Here is an 18309-nt window from a genome sequence, read left to right on the forward strand (position 1 = left end):
AGACGCATCATGCATATCCACATATCATTGAAATTAAACGGAATATGCATGGCTGCAATACGCTCCATGCATCGCCGTTGTTAGCCCTTTATTGACATGCAAACGAGATTCATGTAAGCGCTTAACTAAGAATAAATCAGACAAGGAAACGTGCCATGGCGTTCGACCTCACGCAGGGCGTAATCGCGGCCCCCGTCACTCCGTTCAACCCCGACGAGTCGGTCGATTGGACCACGCTCGACCGCTATATGGCCGAAATCGCCGCCGGCGGCCCGCAGGGCATCGCCATGAACATGGCGGCAAGCGAAGGCGGATCGCTGACGATCGACGAGCAGCTCGAGGTCATCCGCCGAACCAAGAAGGCCGCCGCTGGCGCCTGCGCCGTCCTTTCCGGTGTCGTTGCGGCAAGCACCACGAAAGCGGCCGAACTCGGCAAGCGTCTGGTCGATGCGGGTGCCGATGCGCTGGTCATCTTTCCGCCGCTGCCGACTTTCATATCCAAGCCGCTGCCGGTCGAAGTCGTCGTCGATTTCCATAAGGCGATCGCCGATGCCTCGGGCGTGCCGATTATCGCGTTCCACACGCCGTTCGTCGATTATCCGCCCGGCACGATCAAGGGCCTTGCCAAGCTGAAATCCGTCGTGGCGCTGAAAGATGCCGCCTTCAATGTAGACCGCACGGTCGAGATCGTCGAAGAAGCCGAAGGCACGCACATCAAGATCCTGACCGGCAACGACACCTTCATTCTCGAAGCGATGCTGATGGGCTGCTCGGGTGCGCTGATCGGTTTTGCCGGAACCGCGACGGCGAAGATCGTCGAAATGCACAAACTTGCCGTGGCCGGCAAGATTACCGAGGCCTACCAAATCTGGAACGCGCTTGGCCCGCTGGCACGCATCTGCTGGCGTGCGCCTCTGCGCGACTATCGCGTGCGCATGAAGTATGCGCTGGTTCGCCAGGGCGTCATTCCGCACGCGACGGCGCGTTTGCCGCAGCCCGCGATCACGGACCAGGACAAGGCCGATCTGGACCGTTGCTTCGAGCGTTTCGGCCTCGACCAGCCCGCCTATCTCCCAGCGGGGCGCAAGTTCCAGCGTTCGCGAGCGGCCGAGTAGGTCCGCCCGCTATGCTGGCGCTTCGCAAGCTCGGAACTGCGCCGGGCGTCGCACTCGTAGATGTCGCCGAACCCGAGATTGCGGGCCCTGACGACGTGAAGATCGAAGTGACGGCCGCCGGCATCTGCGGCTCCGATTTGCACATCGATCACTGGTCGCCGGGCTACCACCATCTCGGGCCGTCGCTGCCGTTGACGCTCGGGCACGAGTTCGTCGGTCGCGTCGTCGATCGAGGATCGTCAGGGTCGGCACCAGCCGTGGGCAGCCGCGTGACGGTCGTGCCTGCGACGACATGCGGCTATTGTACCGCATGTCTTGCGGCCGACTTCGATGCGTGCCGCGAGCGTCGTGGAATCGGCGTGATGCGCGATGGCGGGTTCGCGCGGTATGTCGTCGTACCTGCGCGCAATTGCATCTCGATTCCGGATGCTTTGCCCGACGATGTCGCGGCGCTGACGGAGCCCGTCGCGATCGGCGTGAATGCCGTCATGACGGCGGCGCTGAAGGCAGGCGACAGGGTTGTTGTGTTCGGGCCTGGAACGATCGGACAGGCGATTGCCGTCGAAGCCCGCCGTGCCGGTGCGGATGTGACCGTCGTCGGATTCCGCGACGAAAGCCGCATCGCCGTTTTGCGTTCGCTCGGCTTCAGCCAACTCGTCGACCTCAGCGATTCAGCACAGTCTTCGGCACTTTCTGCGCTTGCAGACTCCGTCGATTGCGTCTTCGAAGCGTCGGGTGCTGCATCGGCGTTCAAGGCGGCACTGGGTTTGCTGCGCCCCAAGGGCCGGCTCGTCGTCGTCGGCATCCATTCCGTACCCGGCGAAATCGATCTCGTTCGCCTTGTGCGGAAACGCCTTCAGGTGGTGGGGGCGTTCAGTTCGCCCGGCGCGATCTGGCCGGACGTAGTCAAGCGGCTGGCAGATGATCCGACAATGTACGCGAAGTTCGTGACCCACCGCTATTCGCTGGAAAACGTCCTCGCCGGCTTCGATGTGGGGCATCGCCGCGAGGCGTCGAAGGTCATCGTCCGGCCAACCTGAAGGTCGCATCGCCAGACGTTGTCAGGGGCGCGGAACCATCAGGGCGACGAGGCGGCGTATGTCGGCGACCTCTTCGATGCGATCGACCATGTCGATGATCTCACGCGCCGCACCGGCCGTAAGCACGGTCGTCAAAAGATCGAGCGCCTTTTCCTGGACCTGCACTTTCGACATCGGGTTTTCCGCTCGCCCCAGCACGTTCCGGTCCTGATCCGCGACGAACGTGCCACGGCTTGTTTCGATTTCGACCTGCGCGTCGAAACGGCCGAGATGCGGCTTCGGTCCGAGGAAGTCGATGCGCTGGCCGACGGCAACAACGGTTGGATCCTGCATCCTTTCGGCGTCGTGCGCCGAGTCGAATGTCAGCCTGCCATCGACGAGTGTTACGGCCATGCAGTAGCGCAAATTGACGTCCGGCATCTGAGTCTTGTCGCCGATGACCTTGTACCAATCCTCGTTGTAGTAGATGCGAACGCGCTTGGTTTCCCCAGGACCGACACCGTGCTGGCGGATGATCTTCTCGAGTGCCGCAAGCGGTGCCGCGATCGGATAACCGATCGGATAGCACTTGATGTCGGTCTCAAGGATTTCGTGGCGCGCGCCGAGCGCGTCTGTAAGGGCTGCAGGCCGCGGGTGGGAAGTGATGGCGTCGAGCATATTGCGGTCGCTCATCTCCAGCACGTCCCCGCCGCCGGAGAAGCCGGCACGCACGAGTGCCGCGCACTTGGCACCGTTCATTGCCGGCATGCCGGCAAAGACGTAGCTTTTGAGCGTATGGCGCGCGTCGCGCCGCCAGGTCGTGAGGCCGGAGGCTTCCTGTGCGAGATAGTTGAGCAGGATTTTGAATCGCTCCGCATCGAATCCCATCAGGGATCCGGCTGCATAGCCGGCGCCGAACAGCGGGCCGTAGGCGTGGCTCGACATGGAAGATTGCTTGAAGGTCATTCCGGCGCCGAAGGCCTTGGCGAAGCGGATTGTCATCTCGTATCCGAGGATCGTCGCGCGCAGCAATCGCGCACCGTTCGTCCCCAGCTCCTCGCCGACCGAAATCGCGGACGGAACAACGCCGCAGCCAGGATGGGTCTGGCTTTCTTCGTGCGAATCGTCGGATTCGTCGGCGTGTGCTGCCATACCGTTGGCGAGCACGGCCTCCGCAAGCGGTGCTCGCAAGGCTGTCCCGAGAATTGTTGCGGCCGGGCGGCCGCCCAATGACGTGGCATAGCGCTGACCGGCGATGCCGGCCTCAAGTGCGGCACCCGAGACGATCGCGGCCAGTGTGTCGAGGAGTTGCAGCTTGCCCTTCTCGAGGACTTCGCGCGGATAGTCGGCAGTCGCGGCGGCGGCGGCGTGTGCTGCAACGATGCCGCCATAGTCGTAGCTCCGATCGTGATTGCCCGATTCCATGCGCGTCATCTCGCCGCGTAACGCGGCGCTCCCAAGCTGTTCTTTTTGCCTACCGTCCGATGCTGGTTGACAGTTTGCCGCTTTCATTCATAGTTTATGAGAGCGCTTACATCAATGCCAAACATGAGACCCGAAAAGAGGGCGAGACGGGATGGAAACGAAGTTTGGGGTTGTCGGCACTGCGCATTGGGCGACGAACGTGCATTCGGTTGGGCTGCAGCAGACGCCGGGTGCGCGCCTTGTCGGCATATGGGGTCGCGATCTCGAGAAAACCCGCGCATTGGCTGCTGCGCGCGGCGTCGCCGCGTTTGCGCGCTTTGACGACATGCTTTCGGAGGTCGATGCGATCAGTTTTGCGGTGCCGCCGCAGATCCAAGAGGAATTCGCCTTGCGCGCACTGCATGCAGGCAAGCACACGCTGCTCGAAAAACCGATCGCGACGTCCGCCAGTGCCGCGCGCTTGCTTGCCGAGGCGGCACTGCGTGCCAATGCCGCAACCATCGTATTCTTCATGCGGCGCTTCGTCCCCGAGATCGCCGATTTTGTCGCGCGATATGACGCCGGCGATTGGCGCGAGGCGGAAGTCGTAGTCCGCTCGGCGACGTTCGCTTCCGACAGCCCGTACCGCAACTCCGTCTGGCGCCAGGTTGCGGGATCCGAGATTTGGGATGTCGGCCCGCACATCCTGTCGATCCTGTTGCCGCTGCTCGGTTCGGTCACGGCGGCCCGCGCTCTCGCGCCCGAAGGGGGCTTTACGCGATTCGAAACGACGCATGTCGGCGGTGCGCGCGCGCTAAGCCGCATTAACCAACGCGCCGATCCCGGCGATACTTGCAACATCTATCGTTTCCGGGGGCCGGCTGGCGAGGTAAGCGCCCCGGAGCCGGTGCTCGACAGGACGGCTAATTATGTGCGCGCCGCGACGGCTCTGGTCGAAAGCATCCGCGACCGGGCCCGGGTTCACCCGTGCGACGTCGCACTCGGTGCCGAAACCGTTCGCATTCTCGAACAGATTGCGCCATGGCGCGACGCATGACGAAGCGGGCACTCCTCGATCGACCTGCGATCGCGTGGGCGATCGCCGCTTTGTGGCTCTCCTATCTCGTTGCAATTCCGATCGGCTACATGACGGTCGACAGCCTGACCGACGACGGGCTGACGTTCGCAGCCTATGTCGACTTTTTCGAGGATCCGAAACTGCGCACGGCCATGCGCAACAGCTTGACCGTTGCTGCGGGCGTAGCGGTCTTGAGCGTGTTGGTGGGGGCTCCGCTCGCATTCGGTGTCGTGCGCACGCAGATGCGTGGCCGATCGGTGGTGAGTGCCGCGATGATCGTTTGCCTCGTCAGCCCCGATTTTCTGCTCGCGATGGCATATATCGCACTGGCTGGGCCAAACGCCGGATATTTCAATCAGGCCCTTCGTACGGTCTTCGAACTGAAGACGGAATCAGGCCCGCTCAACATCTTCACGCTCTGGGGGCTCGTGCTGACGGCGCTGCCGCATGGCGTTTCGTACGTCTTCCTGGCGCTTGTGCCGGCATTGCGAAACGTCGATCCGGCACTCGAAGAAGCTTCGCGCGTGCAGGGGGCCGGGCCGATCGAAACGATACGCGATGTGACGCTGCCGCTGATGCGGCCGGCACTGCTTTCGGGCGCATTGCTCGCGTTCTCCGGCAGCCTCGCGATGTACGGACCGCCGCACATGCTACGGCTCAACGTGCTGACGATCTCGATCCGCGAATCGCTCGTCCGGCTCGATTTCAAGGCTGCCTCGGCCGCCTCGATGGTGCTGATTTTGATGTCACTGGCCGCCCTCGTGCTCTACCGGCGTTCCACGCGCCAGGCGGAGCGCTTCCGCACTGTTGGCGGCAAGTCCTTCTCCGAGCGCGCCGGTGCCGAAGGGCGCATCGCGGCCGCCTTTACGGTTCTCGGCGTCGTCTATGTGCTCGCCGTACTCGTAGTACCTTATGGCGGCATGACCGTCATCTCGCTGATGAAGAGCGTGGGGATGGGCTTCTCGGCCGGGAACTGGTCCTTCGACAATTATCGCGCAGTCTTCGCCGATCCGGCCGTGCGCAAGGCGGCGACCTTGAGCGTTTCGCTCGCCGCCGCCACCGCAACGCTCGTCACGGTGATGGGGTTCGTCGTCGCCTACGTCGTCATACGTCTGAAGCTGCGCGGGCGCTGGCTGCTTGACTACATGTCGATCATCCCGCTCGCCGTGCCGGGAACCGCATTGGCGATAGCGCTTGCCGTCGTCTATTTGAATCCGCCGCTGAATGCCCTCGGCCTCTATGGCGGCTTTGGAATCCTGTTCGTCGCCTACCTCACGCGCTTCATCACGTTCGGCGTGCGCACGAGCCAGAGTTCGTTGATCCAACTTTCGCCAGAGTTCGAAGAGGCTTCGCGTGTCGGCGGTGCCGGCGGTCTCAAGACAGTGGCACTCATCACCTTGCCGATGATGCGCCAGGCGCTCGTATACGCGTGGCTGCTGGTTTTCGTGCTGGCGCTGCCGGAGCTCAGCGCTTCGATAATTCTCAAAGGCATCCACACCCAGACGCTTTCCACCGTGCTCCTCGACATCTGGAATGGCAATGGCGGCCTTGCCCAGGCCTGCGCGTTTGGAATGACGATGTTCGCCTCGGTCGGCCTTCTTCTGCTCACGGCCGCCGCGATCGCCAAACGTGCGAGCGGCGGCCTGCGTATCGGAACATGAATCTAAAAAAAACAAGGGAGGAAACGATGGAAAAGAAAATCGGAATTCGTCTGCTGACAGGTGCGTTCATCGGTGCTTTGGTCGCCCATGCACCTGCGTCGGCGCAGCAGAGGCTGACAATCTATTCGGCCTACGAGAATTCGCAGATCGCACCGCTGACCAAGGCGTTCGAAGCGAAAAATCCGGGCGTTGCGGTCGATCATTTCCGCCAGCCTGGCGAGGAGCTGCTCGCCACGATCGAACTCGAGCTGCGCGCCCGCTCGCCAAAGGCGGACGTCGTGGGGCTCAACGATGCATCCATTGCCTATCTGCAGAAACGGCACGACGCCTTCGAGCCCTACGCTGCGAAGGACGCCGATAAGGCGCGCGTCGAGATGCGAAGCCCGCAGAACATTTTCACGCCTGCGTTCGTCAATCTCTACTTGATCCACTACAACACGCGGAGGATCTCGGAGGCCGACGTGCCGAAAAGCTGGGCCGATCTGGCAGATCCGAAATGGAAGAATCAGATCGCGATGGCCGACCCGAGCAGTTCGCAGTCGGTCCAGTCCTTTGTGTGGTTCATCGCCGACTATTTGGTCAAGTCCGACCCCGCCAAGTTCGGATGGGACTATTTCAAGCGCATGGGGGCCAACGGCGTGCATCTCGAATCGTCGCACGGCACGATCCGGGATCTGACCGTCAGCGGCGAGCGTCCGATCGGGATCAATCTCCTGGCAAATGCCCAGACCGCGAAAAATCGCGGCGAGCCGACCAGCAACATCTGGCCAAGCGAAGGCGTGCCCGGCGAACTCTCGGCCTTCGGTCTGCTGCGCGCATCGAAGAACAAGGAGCTCGGCAAGAGGTGGCTCGACTTCATCATCTCGCCCGAGGGTCAGGGGCTGATGCCGGCGTCCCTCGGCGGAGCGCCGGTGCGCAACGACGTAGCCTACAAATATCCGGACGGCTCGTCGCTCGAGCGGGTGAAGATCATTCCGGTCGATTCGACTTTCATCTCCGACAACAAGCGCACGCAGGCCCGGAAGTTCCATGATGCCGTTGGGAAATAGAACAGGCGAACTGGCTTCGTCGGGGGCGCTGTCGCGCGCCTCCGGCGTCGATCTGCGCGTCGCAGGCTTGCGCAAATTGTATGGGTCTGTCGTCGCCGTCCACGATGTCGGCTTCGATGTCCCGGCCGGCCAGATGATCTCGCTCATCGGGCCGAGCGGCTGCGGCAAGACCACGACCTTGCGCATGATTGCGGGCCTCGAGCAGCCCGATATCGGCAGCATCGTGGCGGGCGGGCGCGTGCTCGTCGATGGCGAGGCCCGGCTTCCGCCCGAGCAGCGTGATCTCGGCATGGTCTTCCAGAGCTACGCTCTGTGGCCGCACATGACGGTCTTCGACAATCTCGCCTACGGTCTGAAGCGGCGCGGTCACGCCCGCGCGGCGATCGCAGGCAAGGTGGCCGAGGTTCTTCGCATCGTCGGCATGTCGGATTACGCGGCCCGCTTTCCGGGCCAGCTTTCCGGCGGTCAGCAGCAGCGTGTGGCGCTGTCGCGCGCCATCGCGACGGAGCCGGGCATACTTCTCTTCGACGAACCGCTCTCCAATCTCGACGCCGTTCTGCGCGAGCAGATGCGATTCGAGATCCGGTCGCTGCAGCAGCGGCTCGGCATCACGGGCGTCTATGTCACGCACAGCCAGGACGAAGCGCTGGCGATGTCCGACCAGATCGCCGTCATGCGCGACGGGCGCATCGTCCAGATTGGCAAGCCCGCGGAAATATACGGGCTCCCGCGCTCGCGTTTTGTCGCGGCCTTCATCGGACTGACCAACCTCGTTGATCTGCGCGCGATTTCGGTCGACGGGAACGGCGTCGCCGGATCGTTGTCGAGCGGGGCGATCATTCGCGCGCGGGTCGGGGCCATCGAGGCAGCATCCTCGGGCGGCACGGTCGCCGTGTCGATCCGGCCGGTCGAAATTGCGATAAGCCGTGGTGCGGGTGCTGGCAACGCCGAGAACCGGCTCGCAGGGCGTGTGCGCACGACGGCTTTTACCGGTGGGCTCATCGACTACTTTGTCGATGTCGGCGGCGGATTGGAGCTGCGGGTCCAGACAACGCCGCCTGCCGCCGCGGAACCCGGCGATGATGTAATGCTTTCGTTCGCTGCCGACCGCACGGTCGTGCTTGCGGACTGATACGAGACAGGATCGGAGCGCGCGATGACGATAAAATGGGCCGAAAGCTGGATGCTCCGGTTCCCCTCGAACCGTGCTGCGGCAGAGCGCAGCGACGAGTTCTTCGAACTGATCGGCGTAACGCTCGAAGACGCGAAGGGCGGGCGCGGCACCGGCTGGACCTTCACTTCCGACTATGGCGGCGGCGAAGCGGTCAAGGCATTGCTCGATGTTGTGCTGTTGCCCCGAATTCTCGGACGCGACGCGATCGACGTCGAAGCGATCAACGACCAGCTCTTCCACTATACGCATCGCCTTGGACACGGCATCACATCGATGGCCATCGCGGCGATCGACGTCGCGATGTGGGATCTGCGGGCGCGGGACGCCGGCGTGTCGATCGCCCGGATGCTTGGCCAGGTGCGCGACCGCGTGCCGTGTTACGGCAGCGGGAAGGCAAGCCCGTCGCTACCCATCGACGAGCTTGTCGAACTCTCGGCCGGATATGTGCGCGATGGCTTCAATGCGGTGAAGATCCGCGTCGGGCGCGAGCCGGGCAAGGACATCGCGCGCATCCGCGCGGTGCGGCAGGCGATCGGGGAGGGGCCGCGCATCCTGTGCGATGCGAACGAGCGGCTCGATCTGCCGACCGCACTTTGGCTTGGCAAGCAGCTGTGCGATCTGGGCGTCCACTGGTTCGAGGAGCCGCTGCTTTCGCAGGATATCGAGGGCTATCGTCGGATGCGCAATGCGCTGCCGATTGCTATCGCGATGGGGGAGCATGTGCACTCGCGGCGCGACTTTATGCCTTACATCGCGAACGGAGCCGTCGATGTCGTGCAGCCCGACATGTGTTTCGTCGGCGGCATCACCGAGACGATGCGCATCGGGCGAATGGCCGATACGGCCGGGCTGGCCCTCGCCCCCCATTTCATGACGGTCCTCCACATCCACGTCGCCGCGGCACTGCCGCGCGCGACCTATGTCGAGTTTTACCCCTTCATGGATGACTTGCTGGTCGAAGGTCTGAAGGTTGAGGACGGGATGCTCCTTGTGCCGACGCGACCGGGTCACGGCGTCGAATTCACCGAGCAAGCTTGGCGCGACTATCGCGTCGCGTGAATTGCCCTGAAGAAGGAACGAAAATGCAGCACAAGATCCGCAAAATCGACGTTCATCTCGTCTCGTATCCGATCACGGGCGGCTTCGCCGATGCGACGCGCAAGGTCGAAACGATTGGCTTCCTGCTTGTTCGCGTAACGACCGACCAGGGTCTGGAGGGCGTTGGCGTCACCTACCACGAGGTTGGTGGCGAGGCGGCCCGCGACCTTATTCTGCGCAACATGGCGCCGAAACTGATCGGTCGTGATCCGCTTGAGACCGAGGCGATCTGGCAGGAATTCTTCCACTATCTGCGCGGCGTCGGTCGCAAGGGTCTGATGTACTGCGCGCTGAGTGCCATTGATATCGCGCTGTGGGATCTCAAAGGCAAGATCGCCGGATTGCCCGTCTACAAGCTGCTCGGCGGCAATCTCACGAAGGTTCCGGTCTACGCAAGCGGTGGCTGGACCTCGTACTCGGACGAAGAACTTGTCGCAGAGATGCAGGGGATGGTCGCGCGTGGCTTCAAGACGATCAAGTTCAAGGTCGGGTTCGATGGCGGACGTGCCATCAACCGCGACGTGGTGCGCGTGCGCAAGGTACGCGAGGCGGTGGGGCCCGACATCCGCATCCTCGTCGATGCCAACAACTGCTTCGATGCGGCGACCGCCGTACAGCTCGCAAACCGGATCCGCGAATTCGACATCGCGCTGTTCGAGGAGCCGGTCTTCGCCGACGACATTCCCGGTCTCGCGCGGTTCAAGCGCGGCACGGATATTCCGCTCGCCACCGGCGAGCACGAATACACGAAGTTCGGCGTGCGCGACTTGCTGCTAGCCGAGGCGGCCGATATCGTCCAGGTCGATGGCGCGCGCGCGGGCGGCTACACTGAGATGCTAAAATGTGCAGCCCTCACGCAGGCGTGGAATGTCAAGTTTGCACCGCATGCGATGGAAAATGTACATCTTCATCTCGTCGCGGCGGTACCGAACGCGCTTTTCCTCGAGCGGCTCTTGATGTTCGAGGAGATCACTGGAAAGGTCTTCAAGGACGCGCCAGCGCCGATCGACGGTTTCATGTACGTTCCCGATCGACCGGGCCTTGCGCTCGATCTCGATATGGATTTTGTGAAGAGTCACGAGGACAAATGAATTGGGTAGGTCGGAACCGATGAGTAAAAGCGACGTTGCGGCGCCGATAGATCCTTGGAAAGCCTTCAGCGGCGCGTCCGGGCGGGGGCGCCTCGCCGGGGTTCTCGCACTGGAGGATTTCGAAGCATTGGCGCGAAACACGCTGCCGCGGCCAGTTTTCGGCTATGTCGCGGGGGCGGCCGAGACGAATGCGTCGCTCGCGGACAATCGCAACGCGTTTGGGCAATGGAGCTTTGTCCCGCGCGTGCTGCGGGACGTTGCGGTGCGCAGCCAGACGATCGAACTGTTTGGAACGACCTATGCCGCGCCCTTCGGCATTGCGCCGATGGGGCTTGCAGCTCTTACCGCCTTCGACGGCGACCGGGTTCTTGCGCGGGCCGCGTCGAAGTGTGGCATTCCTTTCGTCCTCAGCGCCACTTCGCTGACGCCGCTCGAGGAGGTGATCGAGGCTGCACCGGGAAGCTGGTTCCAAGCCTATCTTCCGGGCGAGGACGCGCGGATCATTGCGTTGCTGGAACGGGTGCGGGCTGCCGGTTACAGAACGCTCGTCGTGACGGTCGATCTCCCGGTTGCCGGAAATCGGGAGAACAATATTCGCGCCGGATTTTCCACGCCGTTGCGCCCGAACCTGCGGCTCATGTGGGACGGGCTGGTTCGGCCGGGCTGGCTTGCTAAAACGTTGTTTCGCACGCTTCTTGTGCGCGGCATGCCGCATTTCGAAAATTCGTTTGCCGAAAGGGGAGCGCCGCTTCTGTCTTCCAAGGTAGCGCGCGATTTCTCGAACCGCGCCCAGTTCAGCTGGCGCCATATCGAACGGATACGGGATATCTGGAAGGGAAATCTGATCCTCAAGGGCATATTGAGCCCGGAGGATGCGGCTCTTGCAAAAAAAGCAGGCGCCGATGGGGTGATCGTCTCCAATCACGGGGGGCGCCAGCTTGACGGCGCCGTGTCGGCCCTTCGGGTTCTTGCGTCGGTTGTCCGCGAAGCGGGCGACATGACCGTCATGATGGATGGCGGAGTTCGGCGCGGCAGCGACGTGATCAAAGCGCTTGCCCTCGGTGCACGCTGCGTATTCGTCGGACGACCATTCAACTATGCGGCATCGGTGGGCGGCGAAGCCGGCGTGCTTCACGCCATCGAACTTTTGCGCAGCGAAGTCGACCGCAATCTTGCCATGCTGGGAATTGATCGTATTTCGGGGGTCGATCGACGCATTCTCAGGCACGCTGTTGCAGATCCAGCTTCCTAGGCGAGGGCAATCCGACGACGCAGCCGAGGCCTTGCCGCTCGGCAGAGGTTGATTGCTCCTCGTTTCCATTCGTTTCCCTTAAATGCCGAAACTTGTGGAAACCGATATTGAAGATAATGCGATTCTAAAAAACTGGGGAACTGAGGCGCGAGGCATCGCCTCGCGGGGGCGAATCCCGCCGCCGGGAAACCGATCGGCAGGCTTTTATCCTTTCAGGCGACCGACGAGTTATTGAGACTTTGGCAGGCGGTTCGAATCTTCTCCGGTAGGCGAGTGCCGAGCAAAAGTGGGCACTATCGTTCGATCGAACCGTTGGAGTGAACCAGTGGGTAGCTTAACCGCGCGTTCGCAGAGCGCGAAGCAGCCGATATTTAAGATGCGTGCGAATGCGGCAGTTGAGCGAAAAGCCTCACGAACCAATCTCCGCCATAACGGCGTAGACAGAGGACCGCGATGACCAATGCCAGGGCTCAACCCGCAATCGGGCGAGTTCATAGATTCAGTCCAATGAAGCGCCCCTAATTTTTCATCGTTCTTTTGTCTTACAGGGCAGCAGCACGTTCGTAGGCAGATAGAGCGTACCGCCCATTCCGTAAAACTCATTAACCAAGTTTTTACCAGAAAACCATATTTACTGTAGCGGCAACAATCCTCCCAATTGCTGGAACCCTCCGATGTCGATCGCCGCTCTTCCGCGTGCAGCCGGTGTGCGGAACGCGCTCATCGCAATCGTCGCCATGTTCTCGCTGCTGGTGTTTGGCGCGCTCGCCATACGCGCAGTGGAAGCGTGGGGTGACTATGCCGATGCGCGAAAGGCGCAGGACTTCAACGTCGGCGCCAATCTTTATGTGGCTGGCGCGTTCGAATTGCTGCTGGAGCGTCTCGCCACGAACAATGCGTTGCAGGCAGACGAGCCTGCGGCGGCAGGGGTACGACAGGAAATCGAGACGCGTCGCGCGAATGCGCGCCTCGGTCTCGATGGAGGTCTTGCAATCCTCGAAACAAAAGAGTTCCCGGGAAAAGCCGAAAGACTGCGCGAGATGCGCGCGGCACTTGCAACAGCCAATGCCATTCGCCAGCGCGCGGATGCAGCCATCCAGCTTCCAAAGGCGCAGCGCGACGCAGCCCTTCTGCGCGACTTTGTGCCCGTGCTCACGACATCGGTGAACGCCGTACTTGGCATCTGGTATTCGGCGCTCTACGAGAGCGCCAGTTTCGATGCGGCACTATTTCGCTATGCAGTAGTCAAGGAACTGGGATGGCGTCTGCGTGAAGTGGGCGGCGTTGAGCGCAACACAATATCGGGAGCCATTTCGGCAGGAATACCGCTCACTGAGGCGCAGTTGGCTGCGAACGCCTCGGTGCGGGCACGCATCGATCAATTGTGGAGCCAGCTTGAAAATCTTGCCGCAGACAACAACGTGCCACCAGTGGTGCGCGATGCGATTGCCGGCGCGCACCAAGGCTATTTCGGCGATTTCCAGCGTCTGGCCGAGGAGTTGCGCAAAGCCGGTGTGGAAACCGGCCGCTATCCGATGACGGCAGCGCAGTATGCCGATACGACGACGCCGCAGCTCGGCCGGCTGCTCGAGATCATGTACGCAGCAGGAAAGGCGAGCGAGGCCCACGCATCGGATATCGTCGAAATGGCTATGCGTACGTTGTTCATGCTGCTCGGCATTCTTGCCGTTGTCGCTGCGATTGCGGGCGCTGCCGTCTACTATGTTCTCATGCGAATCTTGCGTCCGCTGGACGCTCTCGCAAAGTCGGTCGAATCAATGGCGGCGGGGAATCTCGATCTCGACGTGCCGGGCGTTTTGCGCAATGACGAACTAGGGACAATGGCGTCGGCTGTCGAAATATTTCGAAAAAATGGCCTGGAGACGCGTCGCCTTCAGGCGGCGGCCGCCGCTTCCGAAAAGAGCGAAGCTCTCGCGCGCGAAGCGCTTGCGAAGAACGAGAAGTTGGCCGCGCTCGGCGGGCTCGTGGCTGGCGTTGCCCACGAGGTAAACACGCCGCTTGGAGTTGCAGTCACGGCCACCTCTCTGCACAGCGAAGCGCTCAAAGATATCCTCGGCGCTTTCGAGAAGAAGCAACTTACAGCTAAGAAATTCGAGGAATTCTTCGTCCAAAGTAACGAAGTGATGATCTTGGTGATGCGCAATCTGCAGCGTGCTGCCACCTTGATTTCGACCTTCAAGAAAGTATCCGTCGATCAGACATCCGATATGCGTCGAAGATTTTTGCTTCGACAGTATATCGGCGAGGTCGTCGATAGTCTGTCGCCTGCGATTCGCGGGCGGCAGATCCGGATCGAAATCAAGGGCGAGGAAGTGGAGATCGACGGCTATCCCGGCGCGATTGCGCAGATCGCGGCGAACCTTGTCATGAATGCGCTGATCCATGCTTTTCCCGGACAGGACGCAAACGGCTCTATCTGCATCTCCGTCGCAAGACAGGAGAACGCATTGGTGCGAATTACCTATCGCGACGACGGCGTTGGGATGGACGACGAAGTCCGCCGAAAAGTTTTTGATCCCTTCTTCACGACCAAACGCGGCCAAGGTGGCACTGGGCTTGGGATGACGATCGTTCACAATCTCGTGGTTGATCGTCTCGGCGGAACGATCGATATTCGTAGCCAAGTGAATGATGGCGTCAAAATCGAAATCGTCGTTCCGGTCGTGTCGCCAGGGCTGAATTGATCGCCGCTTCGTTTCCAAGGCAAGGGTCGGGCCGAGACCGATGTCGTTGAGCTTCGCCGTCTCGGGCAACGATGCAATACACGTCCAGTGCAGATCGCGACAAGTGCTGTCCGCGAACAGCGCATTAAAACAAGTCAGGGCTTGGGAGATCATGCTCTGCTCGACCGATGCGTATCGAGTTCGACGCGGCCGTCGTCGGTGAGCCGGATCAGCCCCAACCGGAGCGACAAGTGCATCGCGTTGAACTTCGGGGGTTTGCCGGACGCGGTGTTCATTTGCGCACGCAGCCACGGGTCGAACGCAGCGATAGTCGGCTTGGAGCCGACCCGCGGACGGGCGCGGGTGGCTATCGGAGGTCAATAGCCCATTCAGCAGGTGTTTCACATATATGTATTGAAAACTATTCAAGCAAACCGAGTTAGCTCTTCTATCGATAACCGAAGAATAGAAACCCTTTGGCTATTCAGAAAACAGATATCTTTGCAGATGGTTATCTCCTGTCACTCGAACGAAAGGGGCAATAAGTACTGCAAAAATAATAAAATTTTCTCAAAACGAACGGTCCCGCAACTAACGAACTTTGAATTCTAATTGCCGCTGGTGAAATTCACATTCTGCAACTGGAGTTTTTTTAATCATGTTTAGAATTGTGTAATTGCGAGGGGCCAGAGATAGGCGGAGCATTGATCTGCGGTGGTTCAGTGTGAACTTTGCTTAGACTTTCTTAACCTTCGCTCCGCTACTTATGTATACGAACTGCGACAAAGTATCTTCTAGTCGTCGCTTACGGGGGGCATGTGGTCAATGTCGGGTATGTTGGAGGACAGCTTCATCGAGAATACGGCGATAGAGGCGAAAGCGTCTCAAAAAATTTGGCATATTCTCGTTGTCGATGACGATAAAGAGGTACACGCGGTTACGCGCCTTGCGCTTCGGGACATGCGTTTTGAAAACGGGCGCGTCGAGATCGTCAGCGCGCATTCGGCGCAGGAAGCTCGTGCTTTGTTGACGAAAGAGCGGAGGAACCGGTTCGCGATTGCCATCGTCGATGTCGTGATGGAAACCACTACTGCGGGCCTTGATTTGGTGAAGTTCATCCGCGACGACATCAATAATGCCATCGTTCGGATTTATCTGCGCACCGGGCAGCCCGGCCACGCTCCGGAGCGCGCGGTTATTGACGGTTACGATATCAACGGCTACCACGCCAAGGCTGAGTTGACGGCACAGGCGCTCTATACGTCGGTCCTGGCGGCTTTGCGTTCGTACCGTGACCTAGTTGCGATCGAACGCGGGCGCCGCGGACTCGAGTGCATTCTGCGCTCGTCGCAAAGTCTGCTTGGTTTTGCGAATATGGGGCAGTTTGCGAGCAGCGCTCTCGAACAATTGACGGCGCTAATCCACGTCGAAAACGACGCCGTCTATGTCGGTCAGAGTGGGCTGACTGTTATCCAGGCTTCTGACGATTATCGTATTCTTGCGGGGATCGGCGAATATCGCGAGGCGTTGGGACGCACCGCCTGGGAGGTTCTGCCCGCTCATGTTGTCGATCGTCTACGTCGCGCCGAGAGATCTGGCGAAGCGATTGCTGGCGACAATTGGATCGCCGTGAAGGCGCCGAGCGGTGACGCGAACGCGCTGCTGCATCTCGACATCGACCGGCAACTCGACGACGTCGAGCTAAATCTTATCAACGTGTTCGCGCAACAGACGGGCTTGGCGTTTGCGAATGTCCGTCTGACCGAAGAGATTCTCGAGACGCAGCGCCAGATCGTCTACGTCCTTAGTGAATCGATCGAAGCGCGTTCGCGCGAAACTGGAAACCATATCCGCCGCGTCGCCAAAACTGCGGCGCTGCTTGCCGAACTTTGCGGTATGGACGCCGACACGCAGACGCTGCTCGAGGCGGCAGCGCCGTTGCACGACATCGGCAAGATTGTCGTTCCCGACGCGATCCTGAACAAGCCCGGAAAGCTCGACCCCGGCGAGTGGACGATCATGCAAAGCCATGCGGCCGCAGGGGCTGAAATCCTCGCCAAGTCGCGCGGTCCGGTTTTCGAAGCGGGAGCAATTATCGCGGCCCAGCACCACGAAAGATGGGACGGCAGTGGGTATCCTGCCGGTCTTGCAGGTGATTCGATCCACATCTACGGGCGCATCGCCGCAATCGTCGATGTTTTTGACGCCTTAGCATCGGACCGTTGCTACAAGAAGGCGTGGCCGCTTGAACGGGTCGTCGCGCTTATCCGCGAGCAAAGCGGCGTCCATTTCGATCCCCTGCTTGCCGAACTGCTCCTCGGGAATCTTGAGCGATTCGTCGCGATACGTGATGCTTATCCGGACGTCGTCGTCTGACATGCCGAAATATTCGCTGCGTCAAGAAATTCTGTCTGAGCAGTGTCGCCGTTTCGGCGCTGCGGGCGGCTGAAAATTCGTTCAATGGTAACGTTGGTCCCTAGAACACAACTTCGCACGGTTGGCGCCATTGAACTATCGCCGAGGTTTCCAATTTTGGGGCGGGCGTCGGTGTCCCTCTCGATGCGCACTCATTGCCTTTGGTTTCCACTCGATTCCCCTCGTTGCGAGAGATTTCGGAAACTGACATTGAAATCTTTCGAGTTTTAAAAGCTGGGGGACTTGAGGCGCGAGGCCTCGCCTCGGTTGCTTCGGATCCCGCCGCTCCGACCACTAAAGAAGCCCGCCGCCGGGAAACCGGTCGGCGGGCTTTTGCGTTTGGCGTCCGAAGCACTCAAATGTGCTTGCAGTGGGATGTCCTCAAAGTCCGGCGGCGGCGGCCGTTTGGCGCAGATAATCGTGCCCCTTGCGGGCGTAGGTCAGCGGATGGGCGCGGGCCGGGTCCTGTTCGGCCTCGACGACCAGCCAGCCACGATAGTCGGCCGCTTTAAGGGCGGCGAGGATCGGCGGATAGTCGATCGTACCGTCGCCCGGAACGGTGAATACGCCCGATAGCACTGCTTCGAGAAAACTTAGATCGGCGGCCTTTGCGGCGGCAAGTTCAGCTCTGCGCACGTCCTTGCAATGCACGTGCACGATGCGTGTGCCGTGGCGCTTTGCGACACGCAGCGGATCGCCGCCGGCATAGGTGAGATGGCCCGTGTCGAGCAGCAAGCCCACGTCGGGCGTGGTCGCCGCCATCAACGCGTCGATCTCGGCCTCGGTCTGGATCACGGTTCCCATATGGTGATGGTAGGCGAGGCGTACGCCGCGCGTTGCCATTCGCGAACCGAGCTGGGACATGCGCGTACCGAGATCGGCAATCTCGGCCGGTGCGAGCGTGCGCCGCATTGCAAGCTTGGCGCTGCGGTCGCCATGTACGCAGCCGGTTGTTTCCGCGAACACCATCGCGGTGGAATCGCACGATGCCAACAACGAGAGATGGCTCGCCATCGCCGCCCATTCGTCCTCGACGCTGCGGCCGAGCAGATTGGCACTATACCAGCCCGAGACAACCCGAAGCCCATGGCGCGCCATCGTCTTCTTCAAGGCCGCTGGCTCGCGCGGAAACTTGTTGCCGAGCTCCATGCCGTCATAGCCCGCGACCTTCGCTTCCGCGAGACAGGTTTCGAGGGGCGTGTCGCCGCCAAGTTCGGGCATATCGTCGTTGGTCCAAGTCAGCGGATTGATTCCGATCGGGCAAGGCAT

At 61.0% G+C, this 18309-nt stretch carries 13 protein-coding genes; 11 read left to right on the forward strand and 2 right to left on the reverse strand.

Annotated elements, in window-relative coordinates:
* Positions 1 to 155: 155 nt before the first annotated feature.
* Together O9320_10100 and O9320_10105 are read left to right on the forward strand one after the other, a co-directional pair.
* The gene (locus O9320_10100; GenBank protein ID MCZ8311195.1) at positions 156 to 1115 is read left to right on the forward strand and encodes a dihydrodipicolinate synthase family protein; all 960 of its coding nucleotides are present in this window, start codon (positions 156 to 158) and stop codon (positions 1113 to 1115) included.
* An 11-nt stretch (positions 1116 to 1126) separates the two neighbouring features.
* Entirely contained in the window at positions 1127 to 2155 is a 1029-nt protein-coding gene (locus tag O9320_10105) for an alcohol dehydrogenase catalytic domain-containing protein (protein ID MCZ8311196.1), read from the forward strand.
* A 21-nt stretch (positions 2156 to 2176) separates the two neighbouring features.
* Here the strand turns inward: O9320_10105 and O9320_10110 are convergent, their stop codons facing one another.
* Positions 2177 to 3559 (reverse strand): MmgE/PrpD family protein, encoded by a 1383-nt coding sequence (locus O9320_10110; protein ID MCZ8311197.1) that lies wholly within the window; start codon positions 3557 to 3559, stop codon positions 2177 to 2179.
* A gap of 151 nt (positions 3560 to 3710) precedes the next feature.
* On the opposite strand from O9320_10110, the gene O9320_10115 reads away from it, so the two are divergent.
* The 9 genes from O9320_10115 to O9320_10155 all read left to right on the forward strand — a co-directional run bounded on the left by O9320_10115 (position 3711) and on the right by O9320_10155 (position 17001).
* Positions 3711 to 4595: a Gfo/Idh/MocA family oxidoreductase gene (locus O9320_10115; GenBank protein ID MCZ8311198.1), complete on the forward strand. Its 885-nt coding sequence runs from the start codon at positions 3711 to 3713 to the stop codon at positions 4593 to 4595.
* Positions 4580 to 6277 carry an iron ABC transporter permease gene (locus tag O9320_10120; protein ID MCZ8311199.1) on the forward strand — a complete coding sequence of 566 codons (1698 nt, stop codon included), beginning with the start codon at positions 4580 to 4582 and terminating at the stop codon, positions 6275 to 6277. The genes O9320_10115 and O9320_10120 overlap by 16 nt, the downstream gene beginning before the upstream one ends.
* Before the next feature lie 26 nt (positions 6278 to 6303).
* A complete protein-coding gene (locus O9320_10125; protein ID MCZ8311200.1) occupies positions 6304 to 7326 on the forward strand; it encodes an extracellular solute-binding protein in 1023 nt (340 codons plus the stop codon).
* Positions 7307 to 8458 carry an ABC transporter ATP-binding protein gene (locus O9320_10130; protein ID MCZ8311201.1) on the forward strand — a complete coding sequence of 384 codons (1152 nt, stop codon included), beginning with the start codon at positions 7307 to 7309 and terminating at the stop codon, positions 8456 to 8458. Before O9320_10125 ends, O9320_10130 begins: the two co-directional genes overlap by 20 nt.
* A 24-nt stretch (positions 8459 to 8482) precedes the next feature.
* Positions 8483 to 9559, forward strand: coding sequence for a mandelate racemase/muconate lactonizing enzyme family protein (locus O9320_10135; GenBank protein MCZ8311202.1), 1077 nt, complete (start codon positions 8483 to 8485; stop codon positions 9557 to 9559).
* Between the two features lie 23 nt (positions 9560 to 9582).
* On the forward strand, positions 9583 to 10689 hold the full coding sequence (locus O9320_10140; protein ID MCZ8311203.1) for a mandelate racemase/muconate lactonizing enzyme family protein: 1107 nt from the start codon (positions 9583 to 9585) through the stop codon (positions 10687 to 10689).
* A 127-nt stretch (positions 10690 to 10816) separates the two neighbouring features.
* Positions 10817 to 11941 (forward strand): alpha-hydroxy acid oxidase, encoded by a 1125-nt coding sequence (locus O9320_10145; GenBank protein MCZ8311204.1) that lies wholly within the window; start codon positions 10817 to 10819, stop codon positions 11939 to 11941.
* Between the two features lie 674 nt (positions 11942 to 12615).
* Positions 12616 to 14646, forward strand: coding sequence for a HAMP domain-containing sensor histidine kinase (locus O9320_10150; protein MCZ8311205.1), 2031 nt, complete (start codon positions 12616 to 12618; stop codon positions 14644 to 14646).
* An 804-nt stretch (positions 14647 to 15450) separates the two neighbouring features.
* A complete protein-coding gene (locus tag O9320_10155; protein ID MCZ8311206.1) occupies positions 15451 to 17001 on the forward strand; it encodes a DUF3369 domain-containing protein in 1551 nt (516 codons plus the stop codon).
* 420 nt (positions 17002 to 17421) lie between these two features.
* Here O9320_10155 and iolE read toward each other — a convergent pair whose 3' ends face one another.
* Positions 17422 to 18309, reverse strand: a complete 888-nt coding sequence (gene iolE, locus O9320_10160) for a myo-inosose-2 dehydratase (protein ID MCZ8311207.1) — start codon at positions 18307 to 18309, stop codon at positions 17422 to 17424.

Source organism: Magnetospirillum sp. (genome assembly GCA_027532905.1).
Taxonomy (GTDB): Bacteria; Pseudomonadota; Alphaproteobacteria; order CACIAM-22H2; family CACIAM-22H2; genus Tagaea.